The sequence below is a fragment of the Caulobacter endophyticus genome (assembly GCF_029543245.1).
In the GTDB taxonomy this organism is placed as follows: Bacteria; Pseudomonadota; Alphaproteobacteria; order Caulobacterales; family Caulobacteraceae; genus Caulobacter; species Caulobacter endophyticus_A.
Genome location: NZ_JARQWV010000015.1, coordinates 1 through 15,304, shown reverse-complemented (window position 1 = coordinate 15,304; position 15,304 = coordinate 1). Strand labels below are relative to the sequence as shown.

General features: G+C 68.3%; 14 protein-coding genes. 9 read left to right on the top strand and 5 right to left on the bottom strand.

What is annotated here, in order from left to right:
* Nucleotides 1–123 precede the first annotated feature (123 nt).
* Nucleotides 124–1,464: a lipocalin-like domain-containing protein gene (locus P7A99_RS15105; RefSeq protein WP_277794633.1), complete on the top strand. Its 1,341-nt coding sequence runs from the start codon at nucleotides 124–126 to the stop codon at nucleotides 1,462–1,464.
* A 39-nt stretch (nucleotides 1,465–1,503) separates the two neighbouring features.
* Here the strand turns inward: P7A99_RS15105 and P7A99_RS15100 are convergent, their stop codons facing one another.
* From P7A99_RS15100 to P7A99_RS15090, 3 genes are all read right to left on the bottom strand, one after another.
* Nucleotides 1,504–3,180, bottom strand: a complete 1,677-nt coding sequence (locus tag P7A99_RS15100; protein WP_277794632.1) for a sensor histidine kinase — start codon at nucleotides 3,178–3,180, stop codon at nucleotides 1,504–1,506.
* A gap of 146 nt (nucleotides 3,181–3,326) precedes the next feature.
* Nucleotides 3,327–4,604, bottom strand: coding sequence for an MFS transporter (locus P7A99_RS15095; protein WP_277794631.1), 1,278 nt, complete (start codon nucleotides 4,602–4,604; stop codon nucleotides 3,327–3,329).
* 177 nt (nucleotides 4,605–4,781) lie between these two features.
* On the bottom strand, nucleotides 4,782–5,525 hold the full coding sequence (locus P7A99_RS15090) for an SDR family NAD(P)-dependent oxidoreductase (RefSeq protein ID WP_277794630.1): 744 nt from the start codon (nucleotides 5,523–5,525) through the stop codon (nucleotides 4,782–4,784).
* Between the two features lie 155 nt (nucleotides 5,526–5,680).
* Here P7A99_RS15090 and P7A99_RS15085 point away from each other — a divergent pair, with 155 nt between their 5' ends.
* The 5 genes from P7A99_RS15085 (at nucleotide 5,681) to P7A99_RS15065 (ending at nucleotide 9,111) form a co-directional block, all read left to right on the top strand.
* Nucleotides 5,681–6,349, top strand: coding sequence for a phytanoyl-CoA dioxygenase family protein (locus P7A99_RS15085; protein ID WP_277794629.1), 669 nt, complete (start codon nucleotides 5,681–5,683; stop codon nucleotides 6,347–6,349).
* A 254-nt stretch (nucleotides 6,350–6,603) separates the two neighbouring features.
* Nucleotides 6,604–7,221: a CDP-diacylglycerol--glycerol-3-phosphate 3-phosphatidyltransferase gene (pgsA, locus tag P7A99_RS15080; RefSeq protein ID WP_277794628.1), complete on the top strand. Its 618-nt coding sequence runs from the start codon at nucleotides 6,604–6,606 to the stop codon at nucleotides 7,219–7,221.
* A 71-nt stretch (nucleotides 7,222–7,292) separates the two neighbouring features.
* Nucleotides 7,293–7,562: a type II toxin-antitoxin system Phd/YefM family antitoxin gene (locus tag P7A99_RS15075; RefSeq protein WP_277794627.1), complete on the top strand. Its 270-nt coding sequence runs from the start codon at nucleotides 7,293–7,295 to the stop codon at nucleotides 7,560–7,562.
* Nucleotides 7,562–7,990, top strand: a complete 429-nt coding sequence (locus P7A99_RS15070; protein WP_277794626.1) for a type II toxin-antitoxin system VapC family toxin — start codon at nucleotides 7,562–7,564, stop codon at nucleotides 7,988–7,990. The genes P7A99_RS15075 and P7A99_RS15070 overlap by 1 nt, the downstream gene beginning before the upstream one ends.
* A gap of 68 nt (nucleotides 7,991–8,058) precedes the next feature.
* Complete coding sequence (locus P7A99_RS15065) at nucleotides 8,059–9,111, top strand: alpha/beta hydrolase-fold protein (protein ID WP_277794625.1); 1,053 nt, start codon at nucleotides 8,059–8,061, stop codon at nucleotides 9,109–9,111.
* A 3-nt stretch (nucleotides 9,112–9,114) separates the two neighbouring features.
* On the opposite strand, the gene P7A99_RS15060 is transcribed toward P7A99_RS15065, so the two are convergent.
* Both P7A99_RS15060 and P7A99_RS15055 read right to left on the bottom strand, forming a co-directional pair.
* Nucleotides 9,115–9,261, bottom strand: a complete 147-nt coding sequence (locus P7A99_RS15060) for a hypothetical protein (RefSeq protein WP_277794624.1) — start codon at nucleotides 9,259–9,261, stop codon at nucleotides 9,115–9,117.
* 112 nt (nucleotides 9,262–9,373) lie between these two features.
* Nucleotides 9,374–9,574, bottom strand: coding sequence for a hypothetical protein (locus tag P7A99_RS15055; protein WP_058346786.1), 201 nt, complete (start codon nucleotides 9,572–9,574; stop codon nucleotides 9,374–9,376).
* A 280-nt stretch (nucleotides 9,575–9,854) separates the two neighbouring features.
* Here P7A99_RS15055 and P7A99_RS15050 point away from each other — a divergent pair, with 280 nt between their 5' ends.
* The 3 genes from P7A99_RS15050 to carB all read left to right on the top strand — a co-directional run bounded on the left by P7A99_RS15050 (nucleotide 9,855) and on the right by carB (nucleotide 14,840).
* A complete protein-coding gene (locus P7A99_RS15050; protein WP_277794623.1) occupies nucleotides 9,855–10,064 on the top strand; it encodes a cold-shock protein in 210 nt (69 codons plus the stop codon).
* 151 nt (nucleotides 10,065–10,215) lie between these two features.
* Complete coding sequence (locus P7A99_RS15045; RefSeq protein WP_277794622.1) at nucleotides 10,216–11,400, top strand: patatin-like phospholipase family protein; 1,185 nt, start codon at nucleotides 10,216–10,218, stop codon at nucleotides 11,398–11,400.
* A 146-nt stretch (nucleotides 11,401–11,546) separates the two neighbouring features.
* On the top strand, nucleotides 11,547–14,840 hold the full coding sequence (gene carB / locus P7A99_RS15040) for a carbamoyl-phosphate synthase large subunit (RefSeq protein WP_277794621.1): 3,294 nt from the start codon (nucleotides 11,547–11,549) through the stop codon (nucleotides 14,838–14,840).
* The last annotated feature ends 464 nt before the right edge of the window (nucleotides 14,841–15,304 follow it).

Here is a 15,304-nt window from a genome sequence, read left to right as displayed (position 1 = left end):
CGCCCCGCGCGATTGACAACAACGTTCGCTGAACACAACCTCAAGCCGCTCTGGAAAAGCATTCAACCTGCCACGCAGCGCGACTTACGCGCCGCGCCGGAGCCGTTTGGGGGAAACATCGCCATGACCATTCTGCCGTTCCTGCGGGGCCGCGGCTTCGCGCGCCCGCTCGCCCAAGCATGCGCCGACAGCGACGCGCCCCAGCCGATCCCGCGCGAGCTGTCGGTGATCCGCCTGCCGGCCGACCACTACCTGCACCGCGACGCCCCCACCGAATGGTGGTGGCACATCGGCACGCTGAAGGCCGGCGACCGGGTGTTCGGCTTCGAGATCAACGCGGCCTCGTTCCAGGGCCGGGGCTTCGGCTTCTCGCAGATCATGCTGACCGACGTCGCGACCCAGAAGCACTACCAGCGCACCACAACCTTCACCCCGCCCGCCGGCTATGATCCGGCCACCTGGGCCGAGCACGACGTCAACCGCGACTGGCGCGTGCGGCTGGGCGACCCCAACAGCCGGCTGACGGCGATCAAGGTGACCAATCCGGGCTCGGGCTACGATCCCATCGCCACCACGGTCACCGTGACCGGCGGCGGCGGCTCGCAGGCCATCGCCTGGCCGCTGGTCGACCCGGCCACCGGCGCGATCCTGTCGATCCAGCTGACCAATCCGGGCCGCGGCTACACCTCGCCGCCGCACATCGTCATCAACGGCAAGGGCTCGGGCGCCACGGCCGAGGCGGTGCACACCTTCATCACCATGGACGCCGCCTGGGGCGATCCCACCCAGAACATGGCCGTGGTCTCCAAGCTGACCGACGAGGCCACCGACACCGAGATCGTCTTCGACCTGACCCTGTCGCAGAAGGGCGCGCCGTTCGTGGTCTGGGGCACCGGCGTCACCCAGATCCTGCCGCCGGCCAGCGGTTCGCACCTGCAGACCGGCAACTATTACTACTCGCTGACCAACATCGCCGCTTCAGGCACGATCACCATCGACGGCGAGATCTTCGAGGTCACGGGCAAGACCTGGATGGACCACGAGTACGGCTTCTTCGGCACCGCCCAGAACCCGGTGAAGTGGATCCTGCAGAACGCCCAGCTCGACAACGGCTGGTCGCTGTCGAACCACTACGTGCTGGCCGGCGGCAACAAGCGGCCAAATCCCGGCGAGCCGGTCGTCTGCGAGGTCACCCTGCAGGACCCGGAGGGCCAGATGTACGTCGTGCCCGGCGTCATGACCGCCGAACGCCCGTGGACCAGCCCGGCTTCCGGCGTGGTCTATTATCTCGACTACCAGCTCGACATCGCCGGCTTCGACGCGGTGCTGAACTTCAAGGCCCTGCTGGCCGACCAGGAGTTCCCGCTGCCGACCGGCTCGATCTACGAGGGGATCGCCTCGGCCGAGGGCAGTTTCCAGGGCAAGGCGGCCAGCGGGACCGGCTGGATAGAACAGGCCCTCTGAGCCTGGCGACGCGGGGGGCTCAAGCCCTCCGCGACCCATTCAGAAATCGTTGTTCCAGCGCTGCACCGAGGCCAGCGGCAGCCACGCCTCGAACACCAGGCCGTCGGCGCGGAAATCGAAACGCGAGCGCCCTTTCAGCTCTCGCTGGGTCAGGTTCTCGATCAGCCGCGCGCCGAAGCCCAGGCGCTCGGGCTCGCTGACGGCCGGACCACCGCTCTCGCTCCAGGTCAGGCGCAGCTGCCGTGCGTCCTGGTCGAGGCTCCAGCGCAGGGTCACCCGCCCGCCCGTCGCCGACAGGGCGCCGTACTTGGCGCTGTTCGTGGCCAGTTCGTGCAGCACCATCGACAGCGATACGGCCACGTGCGGGCTCAGCGCCACGCCGGGTCCGGAGGCGTCGATGCCCTCGCCGTGGGCGCGCACGCAGATCGCCGCCACGTCGGACAGGTCGGCCTCGTTCCAGCCGGTGCGGGTCAGAAGGTCGTGCGCCGCCGAGAACGCCACCAGCCGTTCGGTGAAGATCCGCACCTGCTCGGCGTCGAGCTTGGCGAAGGTCTGGCGGGCCAGCGACTGCACGGTGGCGAGGTTGTTCTTCACGCGGTGATTCAGCTCGTTGATCATCACCGCCTGGCGGGCCTCGCGGGCCTCCAGTTCGTGCGAGGCGGCGACCAGGGCCTCGCGCACGGCGACGATCTCGGCCAGGCCGCCGGCCTTGCTCGCCTCGAGCGGCCGCCCCTCGCCGATCGCTCCGGCGTCCTCCACCAGGCCCACCACCTCGCGATTGATCCGGTTGGCGAAGAACAGCGCCATGCTGATGCCCAGCAGCAGCAGCAGCGGGAAGATCGCCGCCGTGCCCCAGGCGGCCGCCACCCCCACCTTGGCGACATCGGCCCGGGGGATGGCCACCACCAGCGTCCAGCCGGTGCGGGGCGATCGGGTGTAGGCCACGCGGGTCTTTACGTTGTCGAGCGAGACGCTCTTGCTGACCCCCTCGTTGGAGCGGGCCAGGTTGCGGGTCATGTCCGGCGAGGCGCTGGCCCCGGTGAAGCGCTCGTTGCGCACCGAGCGGGCGATCACCTTGCGCTGGTTGTCGAGGATGGTGGCCACCCAGCTTTCGGGCGCGCGCTGCTGGCGGAACACCGAGGTGAAGCTGGCCGCCTCGACCACGTACGACACCACATAGGCCTCGCCCTTGATGTCGACCGGCGCGCCGACGGTGATCACCGGGCGCTGGGCCAGGGCCCCCATCCGCAGATCCGACACCTGGGTGCGGCCGGCCGCGCGGGCGGCGGCCATGTAGGCCGGCGGCGGGGTCTTGGGCAGCGGCTCTCCCCAGGCGACCAGGGTGTTGACCAGTTGCTGGCCGTCGCCGCGCGTCACGGCCACCCAGCCGGGCCGATTGCCGGTGGCGCGCCTGGCCCGGATGTCGAAGGCCTTCCAGTCGCCGTTCAGCAGGGCCTGGTCGGTGGCCAGGGTTTCGGCCACGGCGACGCCCTCGGCCACCTGCCGGTCGACCGCGCCCGACAAGGCCCGCGCGGTGGCCAGAAGTTGCACTTCCAACTGGTCGCGGTTCTGGCGGTTGGAACGCTCGAGCAGCAGGGCCGTGGCGGCGAGCGCCGGCACCAGCAGGCTGACGGTCAGCAGCACCAGCAGGCCGCGGACCGAGCCGCGCAGGCCCCGGTGCGAAGCGGCCGGGGTCTCGGAAGAAGTAGGCGCCATGGGCGGATTTACGCGGCGAGCGCCAGGAGGTTGCGGACAGCCCCGTGGATCGCGCCGTTCGTCAGCCCCGCCATGCCCTGCTCCCCTGCCCGGATGACGCGACCTTACGCGATGCGTCGCCGCTGTCACCCGGTAAGAAACCCGCGTTATGCCTCGGTGCGCGTCTTCAGCACGACGAGGGCGATGAAGCTGATCCCGGCGGCGACCACCAGATAGATCCCGACGGGAACCAGACCCGCCTGGTCCGCCAGACCCTTGGCGATGATCGGCGTCAGCCCGCCGCCGATCACCCCGCCGATGTTGAAGGCCATCGAGGCGCCGGTATAGCGCACCCGGGCCGGGAACAGCTCGGGCAGCCACGAGCCCAGCGGTCCGTAGACGAAGCCCATGGCCAGCAGGGCCAGCGACAGGAAGGCGCAGATCAGCACCAGCGAACCGGCGCCCATCATCAGCGGCAGCAACGCGCCGGCGGCCACGGTCATGGCGCAGCCGGCCATCAGCACCCGGCGCGGCGTCGTGGCGTCCGACCAGTAGCCCGAGGCGACGATGCCGCCGGCCATGAACAGGATGGCCAGCAGCTGCACGCCCAGGAACACCTCGCGATCGTAGCCCAGGGTCTGAACCCCAAAGGCCAGCGCGAAGGCCGTGGTCAGGTAGAACAGCGCAAAGCAGCAGACCACCGCGAAGGTGCCGCCCAGGGTTTCCTTCCAGTGCAGCTTCAGCAGCTCGGCGAACGGCACCGCCGGCGGCGGCTCGTGGGCCAGGGCGGCGGCGAAGGCCGGGGTCTCGGTCAGCTTCAGCCGCACCCACAGGCCAAGGCCGACGAGGATGGCGCTGGCCAGGAACGGCAGGCGCCAGCCCCAGGCCATGAACTGCTCCGGGCTCAGCAGAAGCCCCAGGATCAGGAACAGGCCGTTGGCGGCGATGAAGCCCACCGGCGCGCCCAGTTGCGGGAACATGCCGAACCGCGCCCTCCAGCCGGGAGGAGCGTTCTCGACGGCCAGCAGCGCCGCCCCGCCCCACTCGCCGCCCAGGCCGAAACCCTGCCCGAACCGCAGCACGCACAGCAGCGCCGGCGCCAGCCAGCCGGCCATCTGGTAGGTAGGCAGGAAGGCGATCAGCAGCGTCGAGCCGCCCATCAGCATCAGCGACGCCACCAGGGTCGACTTGCGGCCGATGCGGTCGCCGAAATGACCGAAGGCGATCGCGCCCACCGGCCGGGCGAAGAAGGCCACCGCCAGGGTGGCGAACGAGGCCATCTGCTGGGCCGACGCCGAGCTCGACGGAAAGAACAGCGGCCCGAACACCAGCGAGGCGGCCGTGGCGTAGATGTAGAAATCGTAGAACTCGACCGCCGTCCCCACCAGGCTGGCCAGCAGCACGCGGCGGGAGGAGTTGCTGGTCGGTGCGGCGCTGGCGGTCATGTCGTCCTCGGAAACTTGACCACGGCTTGGCTCCCCGCGCCCGCTACGTCAACCTTCAGAGGGAAGAAAATCACCCGACAGAAACAGGAAATTGGCGCGAACCAATCAGATTTCTTCGCGCGAACCTCGTTTCAAGGAAGAGGATTGCCCCGCCGCGTCCGCGACGGGGCCGTATCCTCAGCGGGCCGAGAACCCGCCGTCCACCAGATGATAGCTGCCGGTGATGAACGAGGCGCGGTCCGACAGCAGGAAGCAGGTCAGGGCCGAAACCTCTTCCGGGCGGCCGAGGCGCCCGGCCGGATGCAGGCCGATCAGGCCCGCGCGGGCCTCGTCGGTCATTTCAGAATGGATCAACGGCGTCTCGATGAAGCCAGGACCGACGGCGTTGATGCGCACGCCCTGGGGGGCGTACTCGATGGCCGCGGTCTTGGTCATGCCGACCACCGCGTGCTTGGACGCGACATAGGCGCCCGAGCCGGCCCAGCCGTGCGTGCCCAGGATCGAGGCCATGTTGACGATCGAGCCGCCGCCGGCCGCCAGCATGGCCGGGATCTCGTATTTCATCGAATAGAGCACGCTGTTCATGTCGACATCGACCACCCGCTTCCACTGGTCGAGCGGATAGTCGGCCGTCGGCAGATTGGGACCGCCGATGCCGGCGTTGTTCACCGCCAGGTGCAGCGCGCCGTAGGTGTCGACCGCGAACCTGACCATCGCCTCGACCTGGGCGGGGTCGGCCACATCCACCTTGAAGGCGCTGGCCGAGCCGACCTCCTTCGCCAGCGCTTGCGCCGCGTCGAGGTTGAAGTCGGCGATCACCACCTTGGCGCCGCCGGCCGCCAGTTCGCGCACCACCGCCTCGCCGATGCCCGAGGCGCCGCCGGTGACCAGGGCGACCTTGTTCGCGAATTCCGTGCTCATGAGGCTCTACTCCACTAAGTGTTACACTATACGCCCCGCGTCCTATTTGGGACCGCACGGTCCCAAGCGCCACCACCGCCGCCGCCCATTTTTCCCCTCGCGCCTTACGTACGCGACGCCCTTGCGAGCCTAGGGGTTGAGTTCTACGCAACCTGATGAGTACCGCTTTGACGTCGACCAAGGTCGGCTCGCTGGCCGCGGATCAGGCCGCCCTTTTTGACCACGACGGCTATCTGCTGCTGCGCGGCGCCGTACCCGAGGCCTGGCGCGATCTTCTGCGCGCGGCCTTCGACGCGGGCGTTGGGACGGGCGAGCAATGGACCGCCCCAAAGGCGCCCGGCTGGCGCTACGCCCAGATCGACCTTGATCCGACCGTGCGCAAGACCTGCCGACTGCCGGCCCTGCTGACGGTGGCGGCGCACATGCTCGAGGGCCCGTTCTTCCTCGCCCAGGTCGAGGGCCGCGAACCGCTGGAGGGCGGCGGCCACCAGCCCCTGCACCGCGACGGTGCGGGCCTGCGCGCCGTCGCGGCGATGGTCTTCCTCGACGACTACGGCCCCGCCAACGGCGCCACCCGCGTGCTGCCACGACGTCTGGACACCGGCGAACCCGACGAGACCCTCTCCCTGACCCTGGCGGGCGAGGCCGGCGACATCCTCGTGTTCGACGCCGACCTGCTGCACGGCGCCACTCGAAACGTCTCGGGCGCGCGGCGGCGCTCGCTGCTGCTGAACTTCCTGCCCGAAGGCGATCGCACGGCCCAGGACGCCTCGCGCGCCATCCGCGACGTGCGCATGGACAACGGCGAGGTCTTCATCCCTTAGGGCGGATCGACACTCGTACGGCCACCAACTCCCACACCGTCCTTCCCCGCGAAGGCGGGGACCCAAGCGGCGCCTGCGGTTCGTTCAAGGCCCCTCCCTCTCTTGAAATGCAGATTGGATCCCCGCCTTCGCGGGAAGCTCGGGAAGAAGGGTCAGTGTTGGTGAAGTCCAATCCCTGCTTGAGGCGAAAGGCTTGGCCGCAACCGCGCATGCGCCATAGCCCTCTCCCGCGCTCATGCGTTAAGAACGGCGCCATGAAAGCCCTGCCCAACATCCTGACCTCCGCCCGCCTGGTCATCGCCCTCTTCATGTTCGTGGCCCTGGCCGCCGCCGCCGGCGGCGTACCGTGGCTCAGCGAGCGTCTCACCGGCGACCAGCAGTTCTCGCTTCAGCGCTGGGCGTTCTGGGCTTTCGCCGTGGCCGCGATCACCGACTTCTTCGACGGCTGGCTGGCCCGCAAGCTCGACGCCGTCAGCATCTGGGGCGCGATCCTCGACCCCATCGGCGACAAGATCCTGGTCTGCGGCGCCCTGCTGGGCCTGATGGCCCTGGGCCCCAATCCGCTGGTCATCCTGCCTGCCGGCCTGATCCTGTTCCGCGAATTCGCCGTCAGCGCCCTGCGTGAGGTCGGCGCCGGCAAGGGGATCAAGCTGCCCGTCACCCTGCTGGCCAAGTGGAAGACCACCCTGCAACTGGTGGCGATCGGCGGCGAGCTGGTGGTGGTCTCCTGGGGCGCTTTCAACCTGCCGCAGGACCCGGCGATCATCGAGCCCGTTTCCTGGGCCGTTCATGGCCTGCTCGGCGTCGCCGCCATCGTCACCCTGATCACCGGCGCCCAATACTGGGAAGCCGCCCGCAAGGCGCTGACCTGATCGCCAGCCGGCGTCATTGTTCCGCCTGACAGGTTGTAGTAACGTAACTACATCCTGTCAGGCAGATCGACATGCCCATCACCACCCTCTCGAGCCGCGAGTTCAATCAGGACGCCAGCGGCGCCAAGAAAGCCGCTGCCAACGGCCCGGTGTTCATCACTGATCGCGGCCAGCCTCGCCATGTGCTGCTCAGCATCGAGGAGTATCGCCGGCTGACCGGCGACCGGCGCAGCATCGTCGACGCCTTGGCCCAGCCCGACGCCGAGACCCCCGTTTCAGACTTCGTCGAGTTCGAACCTCCGCGCGTAGCCATCGGCAGCCGCCCGGCCGATTTCGATTGATGTTCATCCTCGACACGAACGTCGTCTCAGAACTCCGCAAGGCGCGGCACGGCCGGGCCGATCCCAATGTCGTAGCGTGGGCCGAGCAGGTCGACGCCGCCGTCCTCTACATCTCGGCGATCACCGTCCTCGAGCTCGAAGCCGGGGTCCTGCGGATGGAGCGCTGCGACCCGCAGCAAGGCGCGGCGCTTCGCGCCTGGCTCGACCAGCAGGTGCTGACCGAGTTCAAGGATCGCGTCCTGCCGATCGACACAGCCGTCGCCAAACGCTGCGCGAACCTGCACGTGCCGGATCCTCGCGCCGAACGAGACGCGCTGATCGCCGCCACGGCCCTTGTCCACGGGATGGCTGTGGTTACGCGCAATACAGCGGACTTCACCGCTACCGGTGTGGCGCTGATAAACCCGTGGCGCCTGGACGCGTCCTGACCGCCCCAAATCCGACACACGCATAGGGCGACCATCGTTCTCCCAACACCTGCGACGGGGGCGGTGCGATGCGTGGCGTGCTGTGGTCGTGCGTTGTGTTCCTGCTGCCGCTTGCGCCCCTGGCCGCGCGGGCGGAGGGGCGGCTGGTGGATTTCGAGGTCGCGTCCCGGCGCTTCGACGGCGCCAAGGTCGCGATCTCGCCGATCCGAAAGGTCGTCGCCTACCTGCCCGACGGCTATGAGGCCGGATCGCGGCGCTACCCGGTCGTCTACTTCCTGCCCAACCTGTTCGACGGCCATCGCGCCGTCTTCGACCGCGACGGCGCCAAGGCCGTGCTCGACCGGGCGATCGCCGACGGAACCGTCCCGCCGCTGATCCTGGTCAGCGCCGACTTCTCCACCCCGGCCGGCAGTTCGTTCTACGCGACCTCGCCGGTGACCGGCGACTGGACCGGCTTTCTGTCGAAGGACCTCGTGGCCGCCGTCGACGGCCGCTTCCGCACCCTGCCCGCCCCGGGCTCTCGCGGCCTGTTGGGCGATCGCATGGGCGGCTATGGCGCGATCCGCACCGCCATGGTCGCGCCGGGGGTGTTCGGCGCGGTATACGCCCTGCATCCGGTCGGTACGGGCGTCGGGCTTCAGACCATGAACTCGCGCCCCAACTTCGAGCGACTGGCCGCGGCCCGGTCGCTGGACGACCTCGGCGACGACGGCTTCTCACGGGTGTTCCTGGGCATGTACCAGGCCTTCCTGCCCAATCCGGACAAGGCCCCGCTCTATGCCGACCTGCCCGCCAGCGGTCGCGGCGAGAGCCTCGCGACCGATCCCGTCCTGACCGCGAAGCTGCAGAACGCCTTTCTACTGGACCGGCTGCTGCCGGCTCATGCGGCGGACCTGAAGGCCTTGCGCGGCTTGATGTTCGACTGGGGCCGTTTCGACGGCAACGCCGACCATGTGGTCGCCAACCGCGCCTTCGCCGGCCTGCTGGAAGAGTTCGGCGTCTCCAACGAGGCCGAGGAATATCGCGGCTGGTGGGGCGAGCGTCACTGGACGCCCAACGGCCGTGTCGAGGCCCGCGCCCTGCCGTTCTTCGGACGGACGCTGGCGTTCGCGCCGGAGTGAGCTCTACTCGCCCGCGATGATCTCGCCGTCGTCCTCTTCTTCGGACGGGCCGTACATCAGCCACTCGCTGTCGGGCCGCTCCTCGCCGCCGGCTCGCTCGGCCTGCATCATCAAGGCCAGCCAGCGCGTCCCCGTCATCCGCAACACCATGATCGCCTCCAGGACTCAAGGTCGTTATTGAGATTGACTCGCAATAACGACCTGATCAAGACGATTTCGATGCCCGAGGTTCCCAGGACGCCCTTAAGTCGCCGCTTCTCCTCTAGAAACGCGCGGTCGCCGCGCGGCGCGCCATCAACACGCGCTCGCGACGACGCGAGGCTTCGCGCTCGAGATGGGGGGCAACCTCGGCGGCGCGGCGACGTTCCTCGGGGGTCCCGCTGACATCCAGGCGGCGCACATTGCTCAGCAGTTGCGCCAGCTCGGCGTCCTTCAGATTGGGGATACGGTCGATCAACGTCATGGCCACGTTCCACTCAATTCAGCAATGTCGATAACCACAACGCCCGAAGAGCTACGAAGGTCATGCTTGAAGATCGAAAAATAAAATTCCGATATATCGCTTGCATGTAGTTTGACGACCGACTAAAAGAAGCCCATCGAATTCGCTGCCGCTCGATCTGCTATTCCATGCTTCTTTGATGAAGAAGCGCCGGGCCAGCCCTCCGACCTCCAACGAAATTGATCGCTTCCCGGCGCACGCCGCGAGGCGCCCTGCACTACGATCTATAAGGACTACCCCAATGGCTATCGGCACCGTGAAATGGTTCAACGGCACCAAGGGCTTCGGCTTCATCCAGCCTGAAGACGGCGGCAACGACGTCTTCGTGCACATCTCGGCCGTCGAGCGCGCCGGCATGACCACGCTGAACGAAGGCCAGAAGGTCAGCTACGAGCTCGAGCAAGACCGCCGCAGCGGCAAGGTCTCGGCCGGCCAGCTGCAGTCGGCCTAATAGGCCCGCTGCATAAGCGACCCGCGAACGGGCCGGCCCTGCGCCGGCCCGTTTTGCGTTTCGGCGTTCAGTTTTGAACAAGCACGCCATTGAGTGGACGCGAGGCCCGGCCACGCCTAGGTTCGCGCCGTTCAAGCACCGCCGGCTTCCCATGCTTCCGATCCGCCTCGCCCTCGCCGCCCTCGCCCTGATGGCCCTGACCGCCTGCGGCTCGGTCTCGCGCGACGCCTTCAAGGCCAGCGATCTCGCCGGTCCGCCGCCGTCGGGCCTGTCGGACATCCGCTTCAACGCCAGCGACAGCGCCGCGGGCATCCGCTTCGCCGACGCCGCCCGCAACCGCGCCCGCCACCAGCAGACCTTCGACGTGCTGGCCCTCTCCGGCGGCGGCTCCAACGGAGCCTATGGCGCCGGCGTCATCACCGGCTGGACCAAGACCGGCGAGCGGCCCGAGTTCGACATCGTCACCGGCGTCTCCACCGGCGCGCTGACCGCCCCCTTCGCCTTTCTCGGCCCCACCTGGGACGCGCGCCTGGCCGAGGTCTATACCGGCGAGGCCGCCGACCGGATCCTCCAGCCGCGCGGCCTGGGCGTCCTCTTCCACCCCAGCTTCTACGACAGCCGGGCGCTGAGCGGCCTCGTCGACAAGTACGCCGACGCCAACATGATGCAGGCCATCGCCGCCGAGCACGCCCGCGGCCGCCGCCTCTTGATCGCCACCACCAATCTCGACACCGAGGAGACGGTGATCTGGGACATGGGCGCCATCGCCAGCAAGGGCGACGAGGCCTCGCGGGAGCTGTTCCGCGACGTGCTGGTCGCCTCGGCCAGCATCCCCGGCGTCTTCCCGCCCGCCCTGATCCAGGTCGAGGGCCACGGCCGGCGCCTGTCGGAGATGCATGTCGACGGCGGGGTGACCATCCCGTTCTTCGTCGCGCCGGAGTCGCTCCTGCTATGGACTGCCGATCGCGGCAAGGCCAAGCCCGGCCGGATCTTCGTCGTCGTCAACGGCCAGGTCGGCGGCGTCTTCGGCTTCACCAAGGGCGGCGCCCTGTCGATCGTCGGCCGCTCGTGGCAGACCATGAGCAAGGCCCTGATCCGCACCCACCTGGCCGCCAGCGCCGGCTTCGCCCAGCGCAATGGCGGCCAGCTGTTCTACAGCGCCATCCCGGACGCCGCCGAGGCCGACACCTCGGGCCTGGACTTCGCCGCCGGCAACCGCAAGGCCCTTTACCGCATGGGCTATGACCGCGCCGTCGCCGGCTGGGCCTGGAGCCTGGCGGCCGCTCCCGCCGAGCCCCCGCACGTCGCCGCGCCGCCGGCCAAGAGCGGACGCTAAGCCACACCGCTAACAGCGCTTTTCCAGTCTCCCCGACTCTGGGGTTGCGCCCGCCTGACTCCGTCTCTAAAGGGGCGGCTTAACCTGCAAGATGGTCGACAGCGGGCGCGCGGATGTGCGCGACCGTGTCTTTGCGCGAGTTAGCCATGCCCAAACGTACCGACCTCTCCTCGATCCTGATCATCGGCGCTGGGCCCATCGTCATCGGTCAGGCCTGCGAGTTCGACTATTCGGGCGTCCAGGCCTGCAAGGCGCTGCGCGCCGAGGGCTACCGGATCATCCTGGTCAACTCGAACCCGGCCACGATCATGACCGATCCGGACGTGGCCGACGCGACCTATATCGAGCCGATCACCCCCGACATGGTCGCCAAGATCATCGAGAAGGAGCGCCCCGACGCCCTCCTCCCGACCATGGGCGGCCAGACGGCCCTCAACACCGCCCTCGCCCTCGAGGAAGCCGGCGTCCTGAAGAAGTTCGGCGTCGAGATGATCGGCGCCAAGGCCGAGGTCATCGACAAGGCCGAAGACCGCCAGAAGTTCCGCGACGCCATGGACAAGCTGGGCCTCGAGAGCCCGCGGTCCAAGGCCGCCCACACCATGGACGAAGCCATGGAAGGCCTGGATTTCGTCGGCCTGCCGGCGATCATCCGTCCGTCCTTCACCCTGGCCGGCACCGGCGGCGGCATCGCCTACAACCTCGAAGAGTTCAAGGAGATCGTCGAGCGCGGCCTGGACCTGTCGCCGACCACCGAGGTGCTCATCGAAGAGAGCGTCCTGGGCTGGAAGGAATACGAGATGGAAGTAGTCCGCGACACCGCGGACAACTGCATCATCGTCTGCTCGATCGAAAACATCGACCCGATGGGCGTCCACACCGGCGACTCGATCACCGTCGCCCCGGCCCTGACCCTGACGGACAAGGAATACCAGTGGATGCGCGCGGCCTCGATCGCCGTGCTGCGCGAGATCGGCGTCGAGACCGGCGGTTCGAACGTCCAGTTCGCCCTGAACCCGGCCGACGGCCGCATGGTCGTCATCGAGATGAACCCGCGCGTGTCGCGCTCGTCGGCGCTGGCGTCCAAGGCCACCGGCTTCCCGATCGCCAAGGTCGCCGCCCGCCTGGCCGTCGGCTACACGCTGGACGAACTGCAAAACGACATCACCGGCGGCGCCACCCCCGCCTCGTTCGAGCCGTCGATCGACTACGTCGTCACCAAGATCCCGCGCTTCGCCTTCGAGAAGTACCCGGGCTCGGAGCCCCTGCTGACCACGGCCATGAAGTCGGTCGGCGAAGTGATGGCTATCGGCCGCACCTTCAAGGAAAGCGTCCAGAAGGCCCTGCGCGGCCTGGAGACCGGTCTCGCCGGCTTCGACGAAGTGGAAATCCACGGCGCCGATGACCCCGACACCGGCAAGGCCGCCGTCGTCCGCGCCCTGGGCGTGCCGACGCCGGACCGCCTGCGCGTCATCGCCCAGGCCTTCCGCCACGGCCTGACCGTGGAAGAGGTCAACGCCGCCTGCTCGTATGAACCCTGGTTCCTGCGCCAGATCGCCGAGATCGTCCGCCAGGAAGGCCTCGTGCGCGCCGGCGGCCTGCCCAAGACCGCCCAAGGCTTCCGCGAACTGAAGGCCCAGGGCTTCTCGGACGCGCGCCTGGCCAAGCTGACCAACGGAACCGAGAAGGCCGTCCGCGCCGCTCGCCAGGCCCTGAATGTGCGCCCGGTGTTCAAGCGCATCGACAGCTGCGCCGGCGAGTTCCTGGCCTCGACGCCCTACATGTACTCGACCTACGAGTTCGGCGCCCTGGGCCAGATCCCCGAGTGCGAAAGCGAGCCGTCGGGCGCCAAGAAGGCCGTCATCCTGGGCGGCGGTCCCAACCGCATCGGCCAGGGCATCGAGTTCGACTACTGCTGCTGCCACGCCGCCTTCGCGCTCGACCAGATCGGCGTGGAGTCGATCATGGTCAACTGCAACCCCGAGACCGTCTCGACCGACTACGACACCTCCGACCGCCTGTACTTCGAGCCGCTGACGGCCGAAGACGTGCTGGAGCTGCTGCATGTCGAGATGAGCAAGGGCGAGCTGGCCGGCGTCATCGTGCAGTTCGGCGGCCAGACCCCGCTGAAGCTGGCCCACGCCCTGGAAGAGGCCGGCGTGCCGATCCTGGGCACCAGCCCCGACGCCATCGACCTGGCCGAGGACCGCGAGCGCTTCCAGCAACTGCTGAACGGTCTGAACATCGCCCAGCCGGAAAACGCCATCGCCCGCAGCTGGGACGAGGCCCGCGCCGAAGGCGAGAAGATCGGCTTCCCGTTCGTGATGCGTCCGTCCTACGTGCTGGGCGGCCGTGGCATGGAGATCATCCGTGATCACGAGGCCATGGAGCGCTACATCGCCGGCGCCGGCGAGATCTCGCTCGAGCACCCGATCCTGCTCGACCACTATCTGAGCCGCGCCACCGAGGTCGACGTCGACGCCCTGTGCGACGGCGAGAACGTGTTCGTGGCCGGCGTGCTGGAGCACATCGAAGAGGCCGGCGTCCACTCGGGCGACAGCGCCTGCTCGATGCCGCCCTTCTCGCTGAAGGCCGAGACCATCGAGGAACTGAAGCGCCAGACCGTGCAGATGGCCCTGGCGCTGAACGTGCGCGGCCTGATGAACGTGCAGTTCGCCATCGAGGAGCCGCACGGCGACGCCCCGCGCATCTACGTGCTGGAAGTGAACCCGCGCGCCTCGCGCACCGTGCCGTTCGTCGCCAAGACCATTGGCCAGCCGGTGGCCGCCATCGCCGCCAAGCTGATGGCGGGCGCCAAGCTTGCCGAGTTCGGCCTGAAGGACGAGCCCTACGACCACATCGCGGTCAAGGAAGCCGTCTTCCCGTTCGCCCGCTTCGCCGGCGTCGACACGGTGCTCGGCCCGGAAATGCGCTCGACCGGCGAGGTCATGGGCCTCGACTGGATCCGTGAAGGCGAAACGGGCCTGGGCCCGGCCTTCGCCCGCGCCTTCGCCAAGAGCCAGCTGGGCGGCGGCGTGAAGCTGCCGACCTCGGGCACCGCGTTCGTGTCGGTCAAGGAAAGCGACCGTCCGTGGATCGTCGAGCCGGTGAAGCTGCTGCAAGCGGCCGGCTTCAAGGTGATCTCCACCGTCGGCACCCGCGCCTACCTCGCCGAGCAAGGCGTCGAGGTCGAGCTGGTCAAGAAGGTGCTGGAAGGCCGTCCCAACATCGTCGACGTGATGAAGAACGGCGGCGTGCAGCTCGTCTTCAACACCACCGAAGGCAAGCAGGCCCTGGAGGACAGCTTCGACATCCGCCGCACGGCGCTGATGATGAAGGTGCCCTACTACACCACCAGCGCCGGCGCCCTGGCCGCCGCCCAGGCCATCGCCGGCGCCCCGGCCGAGTCCCTCGACGTGCGCCCGCTGCAAAGCTACGCGTAAGGCCAAGGCCTCGTCCCCGAGACGCGAAGAAGCCGCCCGGAGCGATCCGGGCGGCTTTTTCGTTGCCCCCTCCCCCTCTGGAGGAGGTGTCGCCAAAGGCGACGGAGGGGGAAGTTCCTGATGAGGTCAGTGCATCCCCACCAACCAATAAGTCCCGCCTCCCTCGCCCCTGTGGCGAGGGCCCATGCCGGCCGCTGCTCAAACGGCGGCCGAACGCGGAAGGTCTGAGCAGGTTGACCGATGGATCCTCGCCACAAGGGCGAGGAAGGCGTGAGTTGGGTTAGGCTCAAAAAGTGGACCGGACGGGGATGGAGCAGCGTCTATCCACGGCGAATTCACAAAAGAACCTAACGAACTCAGCCCCTTACAACTTTCTCATCCAATTCAATCAGACGCGCTCAAACCGCCCGCATAATCAAACCCGTCCCCGCCATGGGGAGGGCTCTTGGTACCGGCCCAAGCGT